Origin of the sequence: Enterobacter sp. JBIWA005 (genome assembly GCF_019968805.1) — a bacterium.
GTDB lineage: Bacteria > Pseudomonadota > Gammaproteobacteria > Enterobacterales > Enterobacteriaceae > Enterobacter > Enterobacter vonholyi.
In genome coordinates, this window is sequence record NZ_CP074159.1 from 2,430,793 (window position 1) to 2,451,854 (window position 21,062).

The window sequence follows — 21,062 nt, forward strand, 5'->3', positions numbered from 1 at the left end:
TAAATAATCTCTTAGTTAAAATATTGTCGCTGTAAAAGCAAATTCGCTTCATCAATCACCTTATCAATCGCCTTTTGGCAGGCAACAACATCTCTTCTCTCAAGGGCGGAAAGGAGTTCGTCATAGTGATATGTCGAGGCTTTGATATCGTTAAGCTCCTGATGCAGATAGTTCATACAGGGCCCGATACGCACCCAGAGCTGCTCAATTAATGCATTAAGCGTAGGCATTTCCGCATACTGATACAGCGTAAACCGGAAGACGCGATTCGCATGCAGTGCCTGCTGGACGTTCCCGTTGCGCATGGCCTCATGGAAGGCCTCCGACAATTTGCGCAACGCCTCCAGTTTGCTATCAGACATATTCCGACAGGCTGCGGCGACCGCCATTGGCTCAAGCTGTTTTCTTATGGCGTTAATCTCGTTATAGCGCTCCAGCGTAACCTCCGGAACCAGAAATGCCTGCGCGGGCGTAGCGTGTAATGCCCCTGATGACACCAGGCGCAAAAGCGCCTCGCGAACAGGGGTAATACTGGTTCCTAATTTATCGGCAATTTCTTTCGTAATCAGTCGTGCCCCAGGTTTGAGTGAGCCTGTAATTAACGCTCCTTTCAAACTGAGTTCAACTTGCATAGTAAGACTGACCCTTTGGGCTTTTTCTAAGTGATCCAAATCAAGCATGTGGAATTCCTGTAGCTAAAACTTAATGCTATTTTTAAACGCCAGTTTTAATAAAACGGCGCTGGTCCGATATATCCTGTATCGTCATGCCTGGTGGTGGGAAGTACGTAAAAACAGCAAAAAAGCAAATTTTGTTTTTTTATCGTTTTCGGGCTCATCCGGGATGATGGCGCGAAAAGCTATGTCCAGTAATTAAAGACAATATATCGTATCTTCACAAATAAATATGGCGGGAAACCCCGCCATATTGCTGTTTATTTATTGTCACTCGCGACGCGAATCACGACTTTGCCGAAGTTTCGTCCTTCCAGCAGGCCAATCAGCGCCTCGGGGGCGTTCTCCAGCCCGTCCGTTACCTGTTCGCGATAGTGGATTTTCCCCTCCTGCACCCAGCGCCCCATCTCTTCCTGGAACTCCTTAATGCGGTGCCCGTAATCCTGTCCGATGATAAAGCCCTGCATACGAATGCGTTTCTTCAGGATGGTCGCCATCAGAAGCGGCAGGCGATCCGGCCCCTCGGGCAAGCCCGTCGCATTGTAGCCGCTTACCAGACCGCATACCGGCACGCGCGCGGAGGTATTGAGTAACGGCAGCACGGCGTCAAATACTTTTCCGCCGACGTTTTCATAATAGACATCAATTCCTTTCGGGCAGGCGTGCTTCAGCTGGTCGGCAAAATCGGCCGCGTGATGATCCAGACACAGGTCAAACCCCAGAACCTCAACGGCATGGCGGCATTTCTCCGCGCCACCGGCCACACCAACCACCCGACAACCCTTGATTTTGCCGATCTGCCCGACGGTCGCGCCAACCGGACCGGTCGCCGCAGCCACCACCAGCGTTTCACCCGCTTTCGGTTGCCCGATATCCAGTAGCCCCATATAGGCGGTAAAGCCCGGCATACCCAGTATCCCCAGCGACCAGGAAGGATGAGACGGATTTTCGCCCAGCTTCACAAGGCCGCTGCCGTCCGAGAGTTCATACTCCTGCCAGCCGCTGTAGCCCAGCACCCATTCACCCGGTTTGAAATCGGGATGATTTGACTGCTCAACCCGGCTGACCGTTCCCCCCACCATCACCGCACCCAGCTCAACCGGCGGTGAATAGGATGGCGCATCGCTCATGCGCCCCCGCATGTACGGGTCCAGCGACAGCCAGACGGTACGAAGCAAAAGCTGCCCCTCAACAGGGGCTGGAACAGGCTGCGTTTCCAGACGAAAATTTTCCGCCACCGGCGCGCCCTGAGGACGAGAGGCCAGCACCCAGCGGCGATTTTGCGAAACAGGTTGATTCATCAGGATCTCCTTCTGGTACAAATGTTATTACAGCCTGGCTCACGATCGGCGTTATCGCATTAGCATTACGAGCCGGACTGGTTAAGCCGTACAACCAGATAGATGCAGGTTTCATTCGTTTCGTTGATGAACCGGCAGTCATTTGGCGGCCCCAGCTCGAGACAATCTCCGGCGTGCATTTCATGGCGAGTGTCGCCCTCCTGAAACACCAGCTCACCGGACTGGAGCCAGATAAGCTGACGCGCCAGCGCGTAAGAAGAGGCAGGCATCGGAACATCGCTGCCCGCAGGCAGTTCAACCTGAACAAGGTCGATGGGCAGATCGGTGCGGGGAGAAACATGGCGGCGCAGGTAGTGCGTCTGCGGATCTCGCCAGACGGGCTGGTTTGCAAGGCGCAGCAGCTTGCCCTCCTGCATTTCGGCCCGGGCAATCAGCGTTGACATGCTGATGCCAAACGCGCCGGACAGGCGGGCAAGCAAGGTGGCCGTCGGGCTACTGTCTCCGCGTTCAATCTTGTGGATCATGGCGCGGGAGACGCCTGCCCGGTCGGCCAGCTCGCTCAGGGACCACCCGCGAGACTCACGCTCCAGGCGAATTCTTGCGCTAATCCGTTGATTCATCGTGTCTGTTATGGTGTTCATGACGTCATACTATAGTGAATGAAGAGCATTTCAATGGGCTTTTGATAACAAAAAAATATGGCTTATGCCGTAGCGTTCGAGCTATACGGTTGTGTAATATCGTAGCCACAACGTAACACTATAGTGAACAACACACAGAGGTTTAATCATGATCGTTCGTCATGCCTGCAAAGAAGACTGCGCTGCGATAGGAGAGATTTACAACCACGCGGTGCTGCATACTGCCGCGATCTGGAACGATAAAACCGTCGATACCGATAACCGAATCGCCTGGTTTGAGGCACGCACTCTCGCGGGTTACCCGGTTCTGGTAAGCGAAAAAGACGGCGTGATTACCGGCTACGCCTCTTTCGGCGACTGGCGCGCCTTCGACGGTTTTCGTCATACGGTTGAGCACTCGGTCTACATCCACCCGGAACACCAGGGAAAAGGCATTGGCCGCACGCTGATGATCGCGCTGATTAACGAGGCCCGCGCCATCGGTAAACACGTGATGGTGGCCGGGATTGAAGCGCAAAACCATGCCTCGATTCACCTCCACGAAACGCTCGGCTTTGTCACCACGGGGCAGATGCCGCAGGTGGGAACCAAGTTTGGCCGCTGGCTGGACTTAACCTTTATGCAGCTGCAGCTGGACGAGCGCAGCGAACCGGACGCTATCCCATGAATCAGTCGCTGACGCTGGCGTTTCTGGTGGCGGCGGGAATTGGTCTGGTGGTGCAAAACACCTTGATGGTGCGTATCACCCAGTCCTCCTCCACCATTCTCATCGCGATGCTGCTGAACTCCCTGGTCGGCATTGTGCTGTTTGTCAGCATTCTGCTGCTGAAACAGGGCGTCGCCGGGTTCAGCGAGCTGGCCGCAACGGTTCGCTGGTGGACGCTTATCCCGGGGCTGCTGGGGTCGTTTTTCGTGTTTGCCAGCATCAGCGGATATCAGAACGTTGGCGCGGCAACGACTATCGCCGTGCTGGTAGCAAGCCAGCTGATTGGCGGGCTGGTGATGGACGTGCTGAGGAGCAATGGCATTCCGCTGCGCGCCCTGATTGGCCCGGTGTGCGGCGCGGTGATGCTGGTGGTCGGGGCTTGGCTGGTGGCGCGACGCCAGTTTTGATGGTTACAGTATGGTGCCGCCTTTCGTCAGCTGTTCCTCACGCGCGTCCATCTCCTCTTTATGCTGCTTACCGTGGTGCGAAATCGCGGTGCGCAGACGCTGCTGCTGGGTATAGCGATCTTCACGACTGAGTTCAGCATCATCGCTTAATTCGATCAGCAGTTCATTCATGTGGGTAATCACGCTCTCTTCGATGGCGGCATCGACGCGGGCGATAACTTCATTTAAATGTGACATTGTCACTCCTTGTTATGTGCCCGGTGGCGCAGCGCCACCGGGCAAACGATCAGTTCAGCTTCGCCTTAGAGAAATCGCTGCCCATCAGGCTCACGCTGTATCCGGTCACGTTGCTGCGGGTCGCGTAGAACGTTTTCCCGTTGGCCAGCGCGATCCACGGCGCCTGCTGGTAGAAAATCTCCTGCGCCTGGCCGTAAAGTTTCGCGCGCTCGGCCGGGTTACTGGTCAGCTTCGCTTTTTGCACCAGCGCATCATACCCCTTATCGCACCAGCGCGCGGCGTTTGAGCCGGTTTTAATGCTGTTGCAGCCGAGCAACACATCGGCGAAGTTGTCCGGGTCGCCGTTATCGGACATCCAGCCAAACAGCGCGGAGTCATGTTCGCCTTTACGCATTCCGGAGAGATATTCGCCCCACTCGTAGGAGACAATTTTGGCTTTAACGCCGACTTTAGCCCAGTCGCTCTGGATCATCTCTGCGATACGACGCGAGTTCGGATTATAAGGACGCTGAACCGGCATTGACCACAGCGTGACTTCCGCGCCCTTCTCAAGACCCGCCTGCTTCAGCAGGGCTTTCGCTTTTTCAGGATCGTAGCTGTAGTCCTTCAGGTCTTTATTGAAGCCCAGCATATTTGGCGGGATCGGCGATTTTGCCACCGTGCCCGATCCCATAAAGACCGCATTAACGATGGCCTTCTTGTCGGTCGCGTAGTTAAGCGCCTGACGCACCAGCACGTTATCGAACGGTTTTTTCTCTGTGTTGAACGCCAGATAACCGACGTTCAGCGCATCGACCGAGTGCAGAGTCAGGTCTTTGTTGTTCTTAATGGCATCAAACTGAACCGGGGATGGTGCAGGAATAATCTGGCACTCGTTGGTCTGCAGCTTCGCCAGGCGGGTTTCCACGTTTGGCGTAATGGAGAAAATGAGATGCTTCGTCGGCACTTCGCCTTCCCAGTAGTTCGGGTTTGCGACGTAGCGGATCAGCGAATCCACTTTGTACTGCTGGAGAACGTAAGGCCCGGTACCAATCGGCCAGGTGTCTACGTTTTCAGGCGTGCCTTTTTTCAGCATCGCGTCGGCGTATTCGGCGGAGAGAATGGAGGCGAAATCCATCCCCCAGTCGGCCAGAAACGCGGCGTTGGGTTCGCTGAGGGTGAACTGAACGAGATAATCGTCGACCTTTTTAACGTCCTGGATCAGCTTATCGAGACCCACATCGTTAAAGTATTCGTAGTTGCCCTGCGACACGTTGTGATATGGGTGTTTAGGGTCTTTCTGACGCATGACCGAGAAAATAACGTCATCGGCGTTAAAGTCGCGCGTCGGTTTGAAATATTTATTGCTGTTGAACTTCACCCCTTTGCGCAAGGTAAAGGTATAAGTCTTGCCGTCCGGCGAGATTGTCCAGGACTCTGCCAGCGACGGCACCGGGGTGTTTTTCACCGGGTCGAAATTGATCAGGCGGTTGTACAGTACCTGAGAACTGGCCACAAAAGACGGGCCAGAGCTGGCGATTTGCGGGTTGAAGGACTCGGGGGACGCTTCAGAACAGTAAATAAGGGTGTCGTTGTTTGCCGCCCATGCGGCACCGGCTGGTAACAGCGCGCTCAGCGCAAGGGCGAGCAGTGTTTTCCCTGTAGACATGGTTATAACCCTGACAGTTTTATTATATAGGACAGTAATAACAGCACAGGCGTTTTGACCTGGCAAATAACGAAACACTATCAGGTTATTCTAAAGCCGCGTTTTTTGCTGTTTTAACCGCCAGCGCCCAAAAAGATGATTTGCCTTAAGTGCCATTATTCGTCAAGCACAACCGTCACTTTCTATGCCGCAAGAAATCGGCCCTTTTAGCGTCTCTTCCCCCGTTTGGTTGCTTCCTCGTTTCGTTAAAGTAACGGTGTGAAGAAGTATATGGGATCAAATCGTGGCAAAAACTCTTTTACGCAGCGGTAACCTGGATGACTTTCAGGCCGTTGGCGGCGGCGGACAAGCCGTTTTTGAATCAGCGTTACAAATCCGGGAAGCGCTCCGGTTGCGCAAACAACAGGCCATCGTCGACTGTCTGGCGATTCCTCAGGTCAACGACAGCGGTGACCGCGTGGACTGGTATTCCCCCGTTGAAGGGAGCGTAACCAGCTGGAAAGCGGCAGATGAAGATGACCGCTATCGCGCCCTGCGCTATCTGGAAAACACGCTCGCCAGCGTTGAGTCGTTAAGCAAGAAATGCCTCCAGTCCCCCAAAACCGCGCAGCAGCTTTTTGGCTCTCTGCTGTCAAAGGCGTTTCAGTTCCCGGGTGAAAACTTCCTCTTCCTGGTGGACGGAAAGCCTGTCATCAGCTTCTGGGGCTTTGTAAACCTGAACGAAAATGCGCGCGACGATGTTCTCGACTGCCTGCGAGAATCGCTGGTCCCTGAGCCTGCCCCCGTTGTGATTGAAGATCCTGAGCCCGAGCCTGAGCCAGAACCGGTTGTAGCCTTTGAACACGCCGACGAGCCGCTGATCGCCCCTTCCACGGTGGTGCGCATCACGCCGGAAGAGCTGTATGAGCCAAAGCCAGCCCCGGCGGTTGCGCAACCCGCTCAGGAACCTGCTCTGCCGATCGTCGCGAAAAAACGTCGTGTTCCCCTGTGGACGCTGCCGGTTGCTGCTGTGATCGTTGCCGCCATTGCCGCACCGCTGCTGTGGCCAAAACAGTCGCCTTCCGCTGAGCCCGCACCGGTGCCCGCACCAGAACCCGTCGAGATTGCGCCAAAGCCGATCAAAGCGGTTGAGCCGCTGGCGATGAAACTGCCGCTGCATCAGGCAGAGGTCCTGACAAACAAAGAAAAAGAGCCTGCTCCAGCGCCTGCGCCACAGCCTGCCCCGGTGGTGATTGTCGCCATCCCGAAAGATGCCATGGTGATGGAAGCGAATCAGGTGAAAGCGGGATCGACGCGTTTCCTGAACGGTACCTGGCGTGCGGTTCTCGACGTGAAAGATCCGGTCACCGGCAAGCCGCCGTCAATGCGCTATCAGATCCAGAACAATAAGGGCTTCGCCCGGGTTGTCCATGGCGACAACGTCGTCTGCCGCGCGGAGGTCTTCTCCGGCCTGCACAGCAACGGCGAGCTGATGATTAAAAGTCGCGGTACTGCCCGCTGCACCGACGGTTCCCGCTACCCGATGCCGGAAGTTGCCTGTAAAGCAGGCGCCAGCGATATCGCTGAATGTCGCGCCCGTTATGATGCCAATACCGTCGTTCCACTGACGTTCAAGAAAGCAGGTGCCTGATCCTATGCTGGTAAATCTTTGCGACTATAAACAAAGCGTCACACTTATTGCCAACAGCGGCGTGCAGTTCCTTGATTTCGGTCTGACGCCGCAGGACACCGCCAGCAACGGGCGCTTCGTACGTAAAACCGCGAACGGCCCGCTTTTGCGACTCGATTTCGACCTGGTTAACGGGCGCTATACCCTGCCGGGAACGAACGGCGGGCAGCCTGAAGTGGTTAAGCCGGAAACCACCATCCCGCTGCATCAGTCCCTGGCGGTGCTGGACGGCGTCTGGCTTCCGGTTCCGTTCCTGCGCTTCAACCCGCCGCGAACCTTCGTTGAGGGGTCGGATAACTGGGCCCGCGTTCAGGTGCGCAGGCTGGATACACCCGACACGGCGGGCAATACGCACCGCGTCACGCTCGCCCTTGACAGCCAGATTGCTGAACACGCCACGTCCGCCCTGTCCCCGGTAGAAAACGATATTCTGAACGGGACCCGTTTCGCGTTGGCCTGGCGAGACAATGAGGTTGAAAGCTTCCTCGACCAGACGTGGATTGACGGCTGGCTGCGCGAGGCGTTTACCCAGTATGCCGACGGCGTCGAAAACCGCTCAGAACGCGATCTCCAGCAGGCGATGCGCGGTTTTGAATATCAGGCCCACTGGCTCAACCTGATGACCATGCTCGGTGAACAACTCACCGTGCCGGAAGTGAAATTTGTTACCCATACGCTCAGCACGCCTGCCATTCCGGTCGATCTGATCCTCGACGTGGGCAATACCCACACCTGTGGCGTCATTATTGAAGACCACGGCGATGCCAACGATGGCCTACGCCAGACCGCCGAGCTGCAGGTTCGCTCGCTAAGCGAGCCGCAGTTCCTGAATGCGCCGCTGTTCACCAGCCGTCTCGAGTTTTCGGAAGCGCGTTTTGGCAAGCAGCACTTCTCGGTCGAAAGCGGTCGCGAAGATGCCTTTGTCTGGCCGTCCATTGTTCGCGTGGGTGATGAAGCCCGCAAGCTGGCGATGCAGCGTCTGGGGACCGAAGGCAACAGCGGCATCTCGAGCCCGCGTCGCTACCTGTGGGATGAAACGCCGGTCGTGCAGGACTGGCGCTTTAGCCAGATGAACAGCAAGACCCAGCGTGAACCGCTTGCCACCGCGTTTCCGCTGATGAACCTGATGAACGATGACGGCGAGCCGCTCTTCACGCTGCCGCAGGACGAACGGCTGCCGGTCTTCTCTCCGCAATACAGCCGCAGCACCCTGATGACCCACATGCTGTGCGAGCTGCTGGCGCAGGCGCTGGGGCAGATCAACAGCGTCGCCACGCGCCTGCGTCTGGGATTCCCGGCGTCGCCGCGCCAGCTGCGCACGCTGATCCTGACGCTGCCCTCCGCCATGCCAAAGCAGGAGCGCGAGATCTTCCGTCGCCGCATGTTTGAAGCCATCGCCATCGTCTGGAAAGCGATGGGATGGCACCCGCAGGATGAGGATTTTGTCACCCGCAAACAGCAGGAAAAAAGCGTGGTGCCGGTACCTGAAATCCAGATGGAGTGGGATGAAGCCAGCTGCGGTCAGCTGGTCTGGCTGTATAACGAAGCCATCTCCCGCTTTGGCGGCCAGACCGAAGCCTTCTTCGCCTCTCTGGCCCGTCCGGACCGCGAGCCTGAGCCGGGTAGCCAGCCGGGCCGCGCGCTGCGCGTCGCGTCCATCGACATCGGCGGTGGCACAACGGATATGGCGATCACCCATTATCAGCTGGACGACGGTTCCGGCAATAACGTCAAAATCACCCCTCAGCTGCTGTTCCGTGAAGGATTTAAGGTCGCGGGCGACGATACGCTTCTGGACGTGATTCAGCGCTACGTGTTGCCCGCGCTGCAAACGCAGCTGCAGAAATCCGGTATTGCTGATGCCTCGCTGCTGATGGCCTCGCTGTTCGGCGACTCCGGGCGTATTGATACCCAGGCCGTACTCCGCCAGCAGACGGCGCTGCAGCTCTTTATGCCGATTGGCCATGCCATTCTTGCCGCGTGGGAATCGAGCGACGTTGACGATCCGCTGGCCGGTCTGCATGCCACCTTTGGCGATCTCCTGCCGCAGAAGCCGACGCGCAACGTGATGAACTACCTGCAGCAGGCGATCGATCATGCCCTGCCTGCGGGCTCTGACGCTTTCGACCTGTTCGCCGTGCCGCTGCACGTCAGCTTCCGCGAAATGCAGGATGCGATGCTGGCCGGGCAGTTTACGCTGGCCTCCCCGCTGCACGCGGTGTGTGAGGCGATTTCACATTACAGCTGCGATATTCTGCTGATCACCGGACGCCCCGGCTGCCTGCCCGGCGTGCAGGCGCTCATTCGACATCTGCAGCCGGTGCCGGTCAACCGCATCGTCTGGCTGGATAAATACCAGGTGCACGAGTGGTATCCGTTCAGCCAGCAGGGGCGCATTGGCAATCCGAAATCGACAGCTGCCGTCGGGGCCATGCTCTGCAGCCTGGCGCTTGACCTGCGCCTGCCGCGCTTCAACTTTAAAGCTGCGGACATTGGCGCGTATTCCACCGTGCGCTATCTGGGCGTGCTGGATAACACCGTCAATACCCTGCGCGAGGAAAACGTCTGGTACCAGGATATCGACCTGGATAAACCCGGCGCGAAGCTTGACGCGCGTCTGCACTTCCCGCTGCGCGGTAACGTGACTCTCGGCTTCCGCCAGTTGGCGAACGCGCGCTGGCCTGCCACGCCGCTCTACACGCTCAGCATCAACTCGGCTGAACTGGCGAAAGCCATTGCCGGTGACGGCGTGCTTAACGTGCGGCTCAGGCTCTGCGGCGGCAGCAAGCAGGAGGGGCCGGAGGCCTTCGAGCTGAGCGATGCCTGGCTGCAGGACGGCACGCCTGTTGCCCCTGACGCATTAACCTTCAAACTGAATACTTTGGCCGATCGCCGACACAGCGGTAGCCACTACTGGATCGACAGCGGGAGCGTATACCTGAAATGACAGCGACGACGACCACCACTCAGGCCTTAATTGGGTGGATTAATGAGACGCGCCTGAACGCCCCTGTGCTGGATAACGATGCCGACGCCCTGCTTGCCCGCATCAACGCGGCGCAGGCGCGGGAGCAGGCCATTGAACGCGCCATGACCCGCCAGAGCAGCGTTGGGCTTTACGGCCATTCGCAGAGCGCGAAAGCGCACCTGCTGTTGTCTCTTTGCGGCAGCGGTAATGGACGCTTGAACGTGACGCCGGGCCAGCGCACCTTTGACTATTTTTCGCATATCAATCCGGGACATGCCCTGACCAACATGGCCGTCCGCTTTACCCGTGAAAACACGGAGGTGGCGGATGAGGCGTTCCCGCTGCGTCTGAGTCTTGTCACCGAGGCCGAGCTGGTACAGCTGTTTATTGCCCGTACGACCCTCCATCCGCAGATGCGCGCGGTGGATAAAGCGGTCATTGAGACACGTCTGGAGAAGTGGCGCGGGCTGCGCCAGCCGCAGAGCGTGCCCGGCATCACGGCTCAGGAAGTGGGGACGATTGCCCGCTTCTGGCAAAGCACGGTTCCCGCCGCTAAGCAGCAAATTGATGATGCCCTGTGGCATGAGTTTGCCCAACTGGTACCTTCTCTCGATCTCAGCACGCGAGCCAGCGTCTGGTCGCTGCTCTGGGGCGAGCAGCAGGAGTTGACCCTGCAGTGGTTAAAACTGGCCCATGTGCTGCACCAGACCAGCCATGCCGGCGATCTTGCTGCCCCGCTTAGCCTGCTGGTGGACAGCTTTGGGCTGCCGGGTGAAGGGTTCCTGACGCACGACGGCGCGTTAGACCTTCAGGACGCGCAGGAGACGCTGCTTCATCCGCTGAATAGCGGTGAAATGCTTAACGCCATCAGCATCCCGGTCGACGTGCTGGCATTCCTGACCCGCGAGCTGGTGCTGCCGGTTGAGAACGGGGCTCTGGATAACGTCGATATTATTGATATTCCGGTTTTTGAAGATAACCGTGCCGATCCGCTACGCCAGGCAAAATCCCAGTGGCTTCTTGAACATTACCGTCAACAGCTTCAGCCGGATGTGCTGGTGATTTGCAACGCGACGGCACAGCACGAACAGACGGCCAAAAAAGCAAAAGTTTTAATGAACTGGGTGAAGGAGACGCAGCCTGCTGTAGAATCTGCCCTGCCGGGGCTGGTGTGGGCGATCACCCCGCATGACGCCCGCTTTACTACCCGGCAGAATCTCGATGAAGCCGTACAGCATCTGCTCGGAAAGCCGGGTTTACGCTGGGGCACGCTGCAGGCGCTGGACAGCCACAGCATGCAGCGCGTCATCGAATGGCTGTCCCAGGCCACGTTACCCGCGCAGCGACAGAAACGTCTCGGCACGCTGAAAAACGCGCTGCGTCAGGAGCTGTCGGCGCTGATGCAAAGCTATCTGGCCCCGCTGGTTGAGGAACCGGGGACAAGACGCGCTCAGGCGGAAAACATGGTGCGCATGCTGCAAAGCAGCGCCGCCCGCCACGGCGAACTGCTTGAAGGCCTGCTGCCGCCTCTGAAAGCCTTTGAAACGCTGCTCGCCGTTCAGCAGCCTCGCGAGGAGCAGGTGAACGGGCTGTTTACGGACACTATTGATCTGTTTGCCGAGAACGCGCAGGAAAGCACTGGCCTGTTCCAGACAAAAGACAAAGCGCGTCTCGCGCACCGAGTCTGGATAAATCATTTGCGCCAGTGGAGCCGCAACGAGGCGACCGCCGTCCGTCTTGGGCTGGATCCTGAGGTGTTACAGCAAATCGCGGACGTGCTGGTCGTCACCAGCTACCGGCTGAATTTGCCTCAACAGCTTCAGCGCATTGTCGAAGCGGACAAAAGTAGCGCGGCACAGCTGCATGCCGTGATGGGCAATTTCGTTGGCTGGCTGGGTTACGACCAAACGCCCGTGGCAACACGTCCGGCAAGCCGCATCCGCAAGGGCCAGGCCATCTTCGTCACGCCGGTGGTCAGCAGCGCCGAGCCTCGTTTGACGCGTTTGGGAGAACAGCCTGTACATGCGGCCACCGCGTACGTTTACGACTGGCTGGTCGCACTCTATAGCCGCGCGATAGAGAACATTGATTACCAGCACCCGCATGATGTTCAGCCGGGTGCGCGTCAGGCTTTGCAGGCGTTATTACGCTGAAGGCTGATTAACAATGTAGCCGCCTCTCTTGCCGGGCGGCGCTGCGCTTACCCGGCCTACATTCTTCATTGTTGTAGACCCGTGCAAGCGTAGCGCCGCTGGGCGAAGTTTTTGCGCTCATCACTCCGTCATACATCCGGCTAAGGCCTGCGCCAGCGCAGACGGATTTTCCCACGACATCGAGTGCCCCGCCGCTGGGATAATTTTCACCTCAACGCCCTTTTGCTTCAGATTATCCACATCGTCATCCGGCAGAGACAGCTCGCCGAAAATCAACGTTACCGGGCAAGGGAGTGACAGGAACTGCGCTTCCCACTCGGGCTCAACGCCCGCCACCAGGCTCGATGCCCCCCGCCAGACCGCATACGGCGCATTATTCTGCAGGCACCCGGCCCACGCTGTTTTTTCTACGCTGAGCATGGCGTCATAACCCTGTTCCAGAAACTGTTGCTCGGTTTGCGCTGCAATAGTCCGGCTGAACATGCCCCCACCCGCGTGGAAATTGGGCTCTGACACCATCAGTCCCTTCACGCGCGACCCCAGCAGCCCCGCCGTTTCGATAGCGATACTGCCGCCCATGCTGTGGCCGTATAACCAGAAGGAATCCAGCTCAAGATGGTCAATCAGTTCCGCGACAACGTGGGCCTGGTCAGTGGTTTTATAGCTGTAGTGCAGAGGCTTATCGCTATAGCCGCTGCCGGGCAAGTCGATGAGAATCGCTCTGCGCGCGCCAAACAGCGGGTCACGAACGACGCGGGGATATTCGTAGGAAGAGGCGCAGCCCAGCCCGTGAATAAACACCACGGGATCGCCGGTGCCGGGCAGGTCATGCCAGCGCACGGTACAACCGGCCTGCTGCGAGTAAAAACTGTTCATAAGCACTCCTTTTTATGATGCACTGTGTATTTATACAGTCACCTCATCAGGAATGCTATGTTCATCTTTTAAAACTGGAAGCGTGCTTCAGAAAAGCGAGACCAGCAGCGCAACGGGAAAGCTCATTGGCCAGGTTGACCCCACCAGAAAAGCGCTGAGCAGGCGGATACGTTTGCGGTCTTTAGAGAGGAACCAGGTGATTAATGCGCAGATGGAAGCCATGATTGCGTAAAAAACCAACATCTTTTGATACAACGTCATTCTGTATACCAGAGCCGAAAAAATAACCGCACGCAATATGCGTCATATGTTGACACAGATCAAGTTTTTTCGTTACAGAATAACCACTTAAAAATTACGGCTAATAACAATTGAGTATCTTTCGTAACACGTGTGGCGGGCAAGGAGAACGCCTGGCCGCGCATGCGGCCAGGCTGGGAGGATTAGTGTTTGATCATGACATGCCGCACGACCGTATAATCCTCAAGCCCGTAGACCGACATATCCTTCCCGTAGCCCGATAGTTTCATGCCGCCGTGCGGCATTTCGCTCACCAGCATAAAATGGGTATTCACCCAGGTGCAGCCATATTGCAGGCGCGCGCTCAGGCGATGGGCGCGGCCGACGTCTTTGGTCCAGACCGAAGACGCCAGGCCATATTGCGAATCGTTCGCCCAGGCCAACACCTGCGCCTCATCATCAAATTCGGTGACGCTCACCACCGGGCCAAACACCTCGCGCTGCACAATGGCATCTTCCTGTTTGGCCCCCGCCAGCAGGGTTGGCTGGAAGTAGTAGCCCGCCCCCTCTTTTTTGCTGCCCCCGGTCACAACGCTGACGTGGCTCAGGGCTTTGGCCTCATCCACCGCTTTGCACACGCGGGATAAATGTGCCGCCGAACTCAGCGGCCCCAGCTCGGTTGATTCGTCCTCGGGTGCGCCCATTTTCAGGCTCGCAACCGCGGCACCCAGTTTTTCCACCAGCGCGGCGTAAATGCCCTTTTGCGCGTAGATACGACAGGCGGCGGTACAGTCCTGCCCGGCGTTGTAGAAGCCAAACGTCCTCACTCCTTCGACGACCGCATCCAGGTCGGCATCATCAAACACGATCACCGGTGCTTTACCGCCCAGCTCCATATGGGTGCGTTTAATGGAGGACGCCGTATGGCCGATGATATGTTCCCCGGTAGCAATTGAACCGGTCAGCGAGACCATACGGACTTTTTCATGACCGGTAAGCGGATCGCCGACCGTTTTGCCCCGACCAAACAGCACGTTAAGAACGCCCGCCGGGAAGATATCTTTTGCCAGCTCTGCCAGCTTAAGCGCGGTCAGGGGCGTAATCTCAGAGGGCTTAATCACCACGCAGTTCCCTGCCGCCAGCGCGGGTGCCAGTTTCCAGGCTGCCATCATCAGCGGGTAGTTCCACGGTGCAATAGAGGCAACCACGCCCACCGGGTCGCGGCGGATCATCGACGTATGGCCGTCAAGGTACTCTCCGGCGGCCAGCCCGTTAAGGCAGCGGGCGGCCCCGGCAAAGAAACGGAAAACGTCAACCACCGCCGGAATTTCATCACCCAGAGCGCAGTGCAGCGGCTTGCCGCAGTTGAGGGATTCGAGCCGGGCAAACTCCTCGCCGTGGGCTTCAATCGCATCCGCCAGCTTCAGCAGGCTCTCGGCGCGGGTTTTCGGCGTCGTTTGTCCCCACGCCACAAAAGCACGGTCGGCCGCCTGAACCGCCGCGTCGACCTGGGCCGCTGACGCCTCAGCAATCTCCAGCAGCACCTCTCCGGTGGCCGGGTTATAAACCGGCTGTTTCTCACCCTCTCCGGCAACCAGTTCACCGTTTATCAGCAGATGTTTTTGCATAGCATTTTCCTGTTGAATTCACTGTTATTTCCCGCTGCCGGCAATGTTTTCGCCGTCGCGGGTTAGCCACCAGGCTCCCAGAATGGGGATAGTTGTCACCAGCATCACCAGCAGAGCCACGACGTTGGTGACCGGCACGTCGCGCGGACGCCCGAGCTGGTTGAGCAACCACAGCGGTAACGTGCGCTCGTGTCCCGCCGTAAATGTTGTGACGATTATCTCGTCAAACGACAGGGCAAACGCCAGCATACCCCCGGCCAGCAGCGCTGAACCCAGATTGGGCAGCACCACATAGCGGAAGGTTTGCCATCCGTCGGCCCCGAGATCCATCGACGCTTCGACCAGACTCCAGGAGGTGCGCCTGAACCGTGCAATTACGTTGTTAAACACCACCACCACGCAAAAGGTGGCGTGTCCCACCACGATGGTGAAAAAGCCCGGCTCAAGGTCGATCGTTTTGAAGGCCGTCAGCAGTGCCAGGCCGGTGATGATCCCCGGTAACGCAATCGGTAACAGCAGCAGCAGAGAGATCGCATTCTTGCCAAAAAACTCGCTTCGCCACAGCGCCGCTGCAGCAAGCGTGCCAAGCACAAGGGCAATGGCGGTGGAAAGCGCGGCAATTTGAAGTGACAACGTCACGGATTCGATAATATCGCCGCGCCCCGCCGCCACGCTAAACCACTTCAGCGTTAGCCCCTGAGGCGGAAAGCTGAAAGCGGCGTCTTCGGTGTTGAAGGCGTAGGTCGCGATAATCAGCAGCGGGAAGTGCAGGAAGATGACGCCTCCCCACGCTGCCACTTTGAGGAACAGCGGTGCGCGTTCAGAGTGCATCGAATGCTCCCAGACGTTTCACGAACGCCAGATAAAGAGAAATCAGCACGATGGGAACCAGCGTGAACGCGGCGGCCATCGGCATATTGCCAATTGCACCCTGCTGCGAGTAGACCATGTTACTGATGAAGTAGCCCGGCGGCCCCACCAGCTGTGGAACGATGAAATCCCCCAGCGTCAGGGAGAAGGTGAAAATGGACCCCGCCGCAATGCCCGGAATGGCCAGCGGCAGAATGACGTAGCGAAAGGTCTGGCGCGGGCGGGCGCCGAGGTCGGCCGAGGCCTGCAGCAGCGAGGCCGGCAGGCGTTCCAGCGCCGCCTGGACAGGCAGGATCATAAACGGCAGCCAGATGTAAACGAAGACCAGAAACCGTCCCAGCCCGGAGGTGGATAAGGTGTTGCCGCCAATCGCCGGGAGCGTAAGGAGTGAGGTCAGAATCGGCTCCAGCCCGAGATGGCTGAGAAACCATTGCGCCACGCCGTCCTTCGCCAGCAGCAGCGTCCAGGCGTAGGCTTTGACGATGTAGCTCGCCCACATCGGCAGCATGACAGCGATATAGAAAAACGCTTTCCACTTGCCGCGGGTGTATCGCGCCATGTACCAGGCCATCGGGAATGCGAGAATGGCGCTGGCTATGGTCACCGCAATCGCCATCGTTAAGGTTCGCAGGATGATGTCATAGTTTGCCGGGTTGAAGAGCGCCTGAATGTTCGCCAGGGTCAGGTCCGGCGTGACCGCCATGGTGAAATCGTCAAAGGTGTAGAAACCTTGCCACAGCAGGGTCAGAAGCGATCCTAAATAGACGATGCCAAACCACATGAGCGGCGCGAGCAGAAGCAGGAACAGGCCGAGCGACGGTTTCCGCCAGAACAGCGCCGTCATTCGGCTGAAGCGGCCGTGCGAGGCGGGAGGATGCGCGACACTCATAGACATTTCACCTCTCCTCATGCAGGCGAATCATCGCCTCGCGTGACCACGACGCCATCACCGCCTGCCCCGGCGCAATGCCGCTCAGCGGCGAGGTTTCACTGAGATTGGCCTGGCTCACCAGCAGTTTGGCGCCATCGGCAAGCTTCAGCTCCAGCCGCGTGGCCGCCCCCTGGTACTGAACGGCCTGCACGATGCCCTGAACCTGAACGTCTCCGCCCTCGTTAAGACGGATATGTTCCGGACGCAGGGAATAGCTGCCTTCCATGCCGCAAATTTTGTGCGCTAGTCCTGCATCAAAGACGTTGGAAGTGCCCACAAAACTCGCGACAAACGGCGTGCGCGGACGCATGTAGAGATCGCGCGGGGTGTCCACCTGCTCGATCCGCCCGTTATTAAACACCGCCACCCGGTCTGACATTGAAAGGGCTTCACCCTGATCGTGGGTGACAAAAATGAAGGTAATACCGAGTTCCTGCTGAAGTTTCTTCAGCTCGAACTGCATCTGTTCACGCAGTTTGAGATCGAGCGCACCTAAGGGCTCGTCCAGCAGCAGGACGCGCGGCTCATTGACCAGCGCGCGGGCGATGGCGACACGCTGCCGCTGGCCGCCGGAAAGTTGCGAAGGTTTACGGGCAACGGCAAAACTCAGGCCCACTTTTTCCAGGGCATCACGGGCCTGCGCATGGCGTTTTTTCTTGTCGATGCCTTTGACCATCAGCCCGTAGGCGACATTGTCGAGGATCGACATATGCGGGAACAGCGCATAATCCTGAAACACGGTGTTCAAGTCCCGCTCCCAGGGGGGCAGTTCGCTCGCTTCTTTACCGAAGATAGAAATCGTCCCGCCTGACAGCTGTTCAAAACCCGCTACCAGACGCAGGCAGGTGGTTTTGCCGGAGCCCGAAGGCCCCAGCATGGAGAAAAACTCTCCGTCGCGGATCGCAATGGTGACCCCATCCACCGCCCGGACGTCGCCGTACAGACGGGAAACATTGTTAAACTCGACTGCGTACGTCATGTTCTGCTCCCGGGCAATTAACGACCGCCCATGATGGCGATGTAATCCTGCGTCCAGCGGCTGTAAGGGACAAATTTGCCGCCTTCTGCGATGGGGGTTTTCCAGAACATGATTTTGTCGAACTCGTTATATCCGTTTGTTTCACAGCCTTTATCGCCCAGCAGCGTGCTGGCTTTACACCCTTCCGGCACCACGGGCAGGGAGCCAAACCACGCTGCCAGATCGCCCTGAACTTTCGGCGTCAGCGACCAGTTCATCCACTTGTAGGCGCACATCGGGTGTTTTGCCTGAGCGTGCAGCATGGTGGTATCCGCCCAGCCGGTCACCCCCTCTTTCGGAAAGACGGTTGCAATAGGCTGGTTCTCAGCCTTCAGGGCATTCGCCTGATACGGCCAGGCGCTGGAGGCCACGACGCCTTCGTTTTTGAAGTCGCTCATCTGGACGGTGGTGTCGTGCCAGTAGCGGTGAATCAGAGCATGCTGGTCGCGAAGCACCTTAAGCACGGCGGCATACTGTGCTTCGGTGAGCTGGTACGGGTCTTTAATACCCAGCTGCGGCTGCGTGGCTTTGACGAACAGCGCGGCATCCGCGATGTAAATCGGGCCGTCATACGCCTGCACGCGTCCCTGATTGGTTTTCCCGTCCGGCAGATCCTGTTTGGTAAAGACCACGCTCCAGCTGTCCGGCGGCGTCGGGAAGGTTTTGGTGTTGTACATCAGCAGGTTTGGCCCCCACTGGTACGGCGTGCCGTAGACTTTCCCGCCGACGTTAAACCATTCCCCTTTCACAATCCGTTCGTCGAGGGTTTTCCAGTTGGGGATAAGATCGGGGTTAATCGGCTGGACGCGTTTGCCCATGATCAGGCGCAGGGAAGCGTCACCTGATGCGGTGACCAGGTCATATCCCCCTTTCGCCATCAGGCTGACCATTTCATCCGACGTGGCCGCCGTTTTGACGTTCACCGCACACCCGGTCTCTTTTTCAAACTGGGTGACCCAGTCGTAGTTTTTATCCGTCTGTCCGCGTTCGATGTATCCCGGCCAGGCGATAATATCCAGTCGACCTTCCCCGTCGCCGATGGCCTTTGGTGGTTCTGCGGCTTGCGCTGTCATGATAGTCATGCCGAGCGCGCACAGGCTGCTGCGGGCAAATTTTTTGCTCATAAGGGTTACTCCTGTCGCAATGAAATTTAGCGGCAGCCGTGCCGTAAAAATATCTCCCTTATTAAACGTAGACCGCGCGAATGCGCCGCACCGTTCGGCTTAAGGAAATTTCATCAAGGTGTGACCGAGGGCGCATTCCCCGTTAACTGGATTATAGACAAGGAGTTAGCCGCGAGAGACGGTATGCAGATTTCCTATGACAGGGCACCGCGAAATATTAACAGTGCCGTCATCAGGATAAGAAATGAATATTTAAAAAACGAAAAAAGGATTATTCAAGCATCGTGCTAATTAATTTGCCTAACTGAATGACCGCCTGCTCTTCTCGCTCTCCCCAGGCCCACGACGTATTAAAACGGAAGAACGGCGTCCATGCGTCAGAAGTGGAAAACATCTTTCCGGGGGCAATGCTGATGTGATGCGTTAGGGCTTTTTCGCTCAGCAGCCCCGCGTCCAGATCCGCCGGAAGCTCCAGCCATAAAAAGTAACCGCTGTCGTTATGATGGATTTTGACGCCGGCAGGCATATGGCGCAAAAGGGACTGCCAGGCCTGCTGCTTTCGCTCGGCGAGCGTACGCCGCAGGCGGCGCAGATGGGCGTCGTAGCGTTTCGTCGCCAGGTAATCAACCAGCGCCAGCTGCACAGGTGAGCTTGTGGAGAGCGTGCTCATCAGCTGCAGCTGCTGAATACGTCGCGCGTGTTTTCCTGCCGCAACCCAGCCGATGCGAAAACCGGCCACCAGACATTTTGAAAAGGACGAGCAGTGCAGCGTCATATCCTGACGATCCCATGCTTTCGCCGGAAGCGGTTTTTCGCGACCAAAATAGAGCTCGCTGTAGACGTCGTCTTCAATCAGAGGAACGTTGTGCTGCGTTAACAGGGCGACAAGCTGCGCTTTTTTCTCCGCGCTCAGCGTGAAGCCAAGCGGGTTCTGACTGTTGGTCATTATCCAGCAGGCTTTAACCGGATACTCCTTCAGCGCCTGTTCAAGGGCATTCAGGTCAATCCCTTCGCGGACGTCCGTCGCAATCGACAACGCTTTAAGCTTCAGGCGTTCCAGGGCCTGCAGCGCGCCGTAAAAACAGGGGTTTTCGACTATCACCCAGTCGCCCGGCTCGGTCACCGCCTGCAGGCTGAGATTGAGCGCTTCAAGGGCGCCTGCGGTGATCACAATCTCTTCCGGGGAGATGTTCATCCCCTGCTGCGCGTAGCGGCGGGCAATGGCGTGGCGGAGATCGACGTTACCCGGCGGCAGGTTCTCAATCACGCTCATCGCCGTCGCGGTTTTGCTGACGTTCGCCAGCGAGCGGTTGAGCTGCTGCAGCGGGAAAAGCCGTGGGTCGGGAAAAGCGGAGGCAAAAGGGACAACGGACGGGTCGCGGCTGGCCTGTAAGACGTCGAAGATGTAGGTATTAATATCCACCACTTCGTCACGCATCACCTGGGCAGGTGGAGCAGGCTGATGTGCGGTCGGGCGCGAGGCAACGTAATAGCCCGACTGCGGTCTGGCGACAATGCGCCCCTGACTTTCCAGCATCTGATACGCGTGGCCAACGGTCATAAAACTCATGCCGCTGCTCGCCACCTGCTCTCGCAGAGAAGGCAGCTTATCGCCCGGCAGCCATACGCCAAGCTCTATCTGCGAGATAATTTGTTGCGCCAGACGCTGGTATTTTTTCATCAGATTCTCCTTGTGACTGACAGTGTATATCAGCAGGAGAAAAAGAGAAGATTTAGCTAACTGTTATAGTTCGGGAAATGAATTACTTACGGTACTCGGTAACGTGGCTTTGCGCCTGACGCGCAGCGGCCAGGTGATCGAGCGTTATCATCGACGATTTGCAAAAGATGCATTTCGCGCCGAGTGGGTTTTTCTCAGACACATCAAAGACTGAGGTACGGTACTGCGAGCCATGACAGCATGGGCAGCGGAAATGGATATAAGAAGTCATAGGATTCTCCTGTAAACGT

At 57.5% G+C, this 21,062-nt stretch carries 19 protein-coding genes; 5 read left to right on the plus strand and 14 right to left on the minus strand.

What is annotated here, in order from left to right:
- Window positions 1-11 precede the first annotated feature (11 nt).
- The 3 genes from KGP22_RS11495 to KGP22_RS11505 form a co-directional block, all read right to left on the minus strand.
- Entirely contained in the window at window positions 12-680 is a 669-nt protein-coding gene (locus KGP22_RS11495) for a GntR family transcriptional regulator (RefSeq protein ID WP_111963665.1), read from the minus strand.
- 254 nt (window positions 681-934) lie between these two features.
- Window positions 935-1,978, minus strand: a complete 1,044-nt coding sequence (locus KGP22_RS11500; RefSeq protein ID WP_220353782.1) for an NADP-dependent oxidoreductase — start codon at window positions 1,976-1,978, stop codon at window positions 935-937.
- 62 nt (window positions 1,979-2,040) lie between these two features.
- Window positions 2,041-2,616, minus strand: a complete 576-nt coding sequence (locus KGP22_RS11505) for a helix-turn-helix domain-containing protein (protein WP_008501301.1) — start codon at window positions 2,614-2,616, stop codon at window positions 2,041-2,043.
- A 148-nt stretch (window positions 2,617-2,764) separates the two neighbouring features.
- Here KGP22_RS11505 and KGP22_RS11510 point away from each other — a divergent pair, with 148 nt between their 5' ends.
- Window positions 2,765-3,283 carry a GNAT family N-acetyltransferase gene (locus KGP22_RS11510; protein ID WP_149366987.1) on the plus strand — a complete coding sequence of 173 codons (519 nt, stop codon included), beginning with the start codon at window positions 2,765-2,767 and terminating at the stop codon, window positions 3,281-3,283.
- Window positions 3,280-3,729 carry a DMT family transporter gene (locus KGP22_RS11515; protein ID WP_032656841.1) on the plus strand — a complete coding sequence of 150 codons (450 nt, stop codon included), beginning with the start codon at window positions 3,280-3,282 and terminating at the stop codon, window positions 3,727-3,729. Before KGP22_RS11510 ends, KGP22_RS11515 begins: the two co-directional genes overlap by 4 nt.
- 3 nt (window positions 3,730-3,732) lie before the next feature.
- Here the strand turns inward: KGP22_RS11515 and KGP22_RS11520 are convergent, their stop codons facing one another.
- The gene (locus tag KGP22_RS11520) at window positions 3,733-3,966 is read right to left on the minus strand and encodes a YdcY family protein (RefSeq protein WP_008501298.1); all 234 of its coding nucleotides are present in this window, start codon (window positions 3,964-3,966) and stop codon (window positions 3,733-3,735) included.
- Between the two features lie 49 nt (window positions 3,967-4,015).
- A complete protein-coding gene (locus KGP22_RS11525) occupies window positions 4,016-5,614 on the minus strand; it encodes an ABC transporter substrate-binding protein (RefSeq protein ID WP_223578938.1) in 1,599 nt (532 codons plus the stop codon).
- 283 nt (window positions 5,615-5,897) lie between these two features.
- Here KGP22_RS11525 and KGP22_RS11530 point away from each other — a divergent pair, with 283 nt between their 5' ends.
- The 3 genes from KGP22_RS11530 to KGP22_RS11540 are packed head-to-tail and all read left to right on the plus strand — an operon-like array spanning window position 5,898 to window position 12,404.
- Window positions 5,898-7,244 carry an SrfA family protein gene (locus KGP22_RS11530; protein WP_223578940.1) on the plus strand — a complete coding sequence of 449 codons (1,347 nt, stop codon included), beginning with the start codon at window positions 5,898-5,900 and terminating at the stop codon, window positions 7,242-7,244.
- Between the two features lie 4 nt (window positions 7,245-7,248).
- Window positions 7,249-10,230 carry a virulence factor SrfB gene (locus KGP22_RS11535; RefSeq protein ID WP_223578942.1) on the plus strand — a complete coding sequence of 994 codons (2,982 nt, stop codon included), beginning with the start codon at window positions 7,249-7,251 and terminating at the stop codon, window positions 10,228-10,230.
- Window positions 10,227-12,404 (plus strand): virulence factor SrfC family protein, encoded by a 2,178-nt coding sequence (locus KGP22_RS11540; RefSeq protein ID WP_223578944.1) that lies wholly within the window; start codon window positions 10,227-10,229, stop codon window positions 12,402-12,404. The genes KGP22_RS11535 and KGP22_RS11540 overlap by 4 nt, the downstream gene beginning before the upstream one ends.
- A gap of 120 nt (window positions 12,405-12,524) precedes the next feature.
- On the opposite strand, the gene KGP22_RS11545 is transcribed toward KGP22_RS11540, so the two are convergent.
- From KGP22_RS11545 to KGP22_RS11585, 9 genes are all read right to left on the minus strand, one after another.
- On the minus strand, window positions 12,525-13,280 hold the full coding sequence (locus KGP22_RS11545) for an alpha/beta hydrolase (RefSeq protein WP_223578947.1): 756 nt from the start codon (window positions 13,278-13,280) through the stop codon (window positions 12,525-12,527).
- Window positions 13,281-13,367: 87 nt separating this feature from the next.
- Window positions 13,368-13,541 carry a GhoT/OrtT family toxin gene (locus tag KGP22_RS11550; RefSeq protein WP_013096478.1) on the minus strand — a complete coding sequence of 58 codons (174 nt, stop codon included), beginning with the start codon at window positions 13,539-13,541 and terminating at the stop codon, window positions 13,368-13,370.
- Between the two features lie 182 nt (window positions 13,542-13,723).
- On the minus strand, window positions 13,724-15,148 hold the full coding sequence (patD, locus tag KGP22_RS11555) for an aminobutyraldehyde dehydrogenase (RefSeq protein ID WP_223578950.1): 1,425 nt from the start codon (window positions 15,146-15,148) through the stop codon (window positions 13,724-13,726).
- 24 nt (window positions 15,149-15,172) lie between these two features.
- Window positions 15,173-15,979 (minus strand): ABC transporter permease, encoded by an 807-nt coding sequence (locus KGP22_RS11560; protein ID WP_029741505.1) that lies wholly within the window; start codon window positions 15,977-15,979, stop codon window positions 15,173-15,175.
- Window positions 15,969-16,913: an ABC transporter permease gene (locus tag KGP22_RS11565; protein ID WP_223578955.1), complete on the minus strand. Its 945-nt coding sequence runs from the start codon at window positions 16,911-16,913 to the stop codon at window positions 15,969-15,971. Before KGP22_RS11565 ends, KGP22_RS11560 begins: the two co-directional genes overlap by 11 nt.
- 1 nt (window position 16,914) lies before the next feature.
- Window positions 16,915-17,928, minus strand: a complete 1,014-nt coding sequence (locus KGP22_RS11570; RefSeq protein ID WP_223578959.1) for an ABC transporter ATP-binding protein — start codon at window positions 17,926-17,928, stop codon at window positions 16,915-16,917.
- A 17-nt stretch (window positions 17,929-17,945) separates the two neighbouring features.
- Window positions 17,946-19,091, minus strand: a complete 1,146-nt coding sequence (gene ydcS / locus KGP22_RS11575) for a putative ABC transporter substrate-binding protein YdcS (protein ID WP_023344246.1) — start codon at window positions 19,089-19,091, stop codon at window positions 17,946-17,948.
- 271 nt (window positions 19,092-19,362) lie between these two features.
- Entirely contained in the window at window positions 19,363-20,772 is a 1,410-nt protein-coding gene (locus tag KGP22_RS11580) for a PLP-dependent aminotransferase family protein (RefSeq protein WP_223578962.1), read from the minus strand.
- Window positions 20,773-20,854: 82 nt separating this feature from the next.
- Window positions 20,855-21,043, minus strand: a complete 189-nt coding sequence (locus KGP22_RS11585; RefSeq protein ID WP_028013309.1) for a hypothetical protein — start codon at window positions 21,041-21,043, stop codon at window positions 20,855-20,857.
- Between the last annotated feature and the right edge of the window lie 19 nt (window positions 21,044-21,062).

What these genes read in the sequence shown, in the direction of transcription:
- KGP22_RS11585 (WP_028013309.1), bottom strand. Translation starts at nt 21,043, where the DNA reads ATGACTTCTTATATCCATTTCCGCTGCCCATGCTGTCATGGCTCGCAG.
- ydcS (WP_023344246.1), bottom strand. Translation starts at nt 19,091, where the DNA reads ATGAGCAAAAAATTTGCCCGCAGCAGCCTGTGCGCGCTCGGCATGACT.
- KGP22_RS11540 (WP_223578944.1), top strand. Translation starts at nt 10,227, where the DNA reads ATGACAGCGACGACGACCACCACTCAGGCCTTAATTGGGTGGATTAAT.
- KGP22_RS11580 (WP_223578962.1), bottom strand. Translation starts at nt 20,772, where the DNA reads ATGAAAAAATACCAGCGTCTGGCGCAACAAATTATCTCGCAGATAGAG.
- KGP22_RS11510 (WP_149366987.1), top strand. Translation starts at nt 2,765, where the DNA reads ATGATCGTTCGTCATGCCTGCAAAGAAGACTGCGCTGCGATAGGAGAG.
- KGP22_RS11570 (WP_223578959.1), bottom strand. Translation starts at nt 17,928, where the DNA reads ATGACGTACGCAGTCGAGTTTAACAATGTTTCCCGTCTGTACGGCGAC.
- KGP22_RS11495 (WP_111963665.1), bottom strand. Translation starts at nt 680, where the DNA reads ATGCTTGATTTGGATCACTTAGAAAAAGCCCAAAGGGTCAGTCTTACT.
- KGP22_RS11550 (WP_013096478.1), bottom strand. Translation starts at nt 13,541, where the DNA reads ATGACGTTGTATCAAAAGATGTTGGTTTTTTACGCAATCATGGCTTCC.
- KGP22_RS11505 (WP_008501301.1), bottom strand. Translation starts at nt 2,616, where the DNA reads ATGAACACCATAACAGACACGATGAATCAACGGATTAGCGCAAGAATT.
- KGP22_RS11560 (WP_029741505.1), bottom strand. Translation starts at nt 15,979, where the DNA reads ATGCACTCTGAACGCGCACCGCTGTTCCTCAAAGTGGCAGCGTGGGGA.
- KGP22_RS11525 (WP_223578938.1), bottom strand. Translation starts at nt 5,614, where the DNA reads ATGTCTACAGGGAAAACACTGCTCGCCCTTGCGCTGAGCGCGCTGTTA.
- KGP22_RS11565 (WP_223578955.1), bottom strand. Translation starts at nt 16,913, where the DNA reads ATGTCTATGAGTGTCGCGCATCCTCCCGCCTCGCACGGCCGCTTCAGC.
- KGP22_RS11535 (WP_223578942.1), top strand. Translation starts at nt 7,249, where the DNA reads ATGCTGGTAAATCTTTGCGACTATAAACAAAGCGTCACACTTATTGCC.
- patD (WP_223578950.1), bottom strand. Translation starts at nt 15,148, where the DNA reads ATGCAAAAACATCTGCTGATAAACGGTGAACTGGTTGCCGGAGAGGGT.
- KGP22_RS11515 (WP_032656841.1), top strand. Translation starts at nt 3,280, where the DNA reads ATGAATCAGTCGCTGACGCTGGCGTTTCTGGTGGCGGCGGGAATTGGT.
- KGP22_RS11545 (WP_223578947.1), bottom strand. Translation starts at nt 13,280, where the DNA reads ATGAACAGTTTTTACTCGCAGCAGGCCGGTTGTACCGTGCGCTGGCAT.
- KGP22_RS11520 (WP_008501298.1), bottom strand. Translation starts at nt 3,966, where the DNA reads ATGTCACATTTAAATGAAGTTATCGCCCGCGTCGATGCCGCCATCGAA.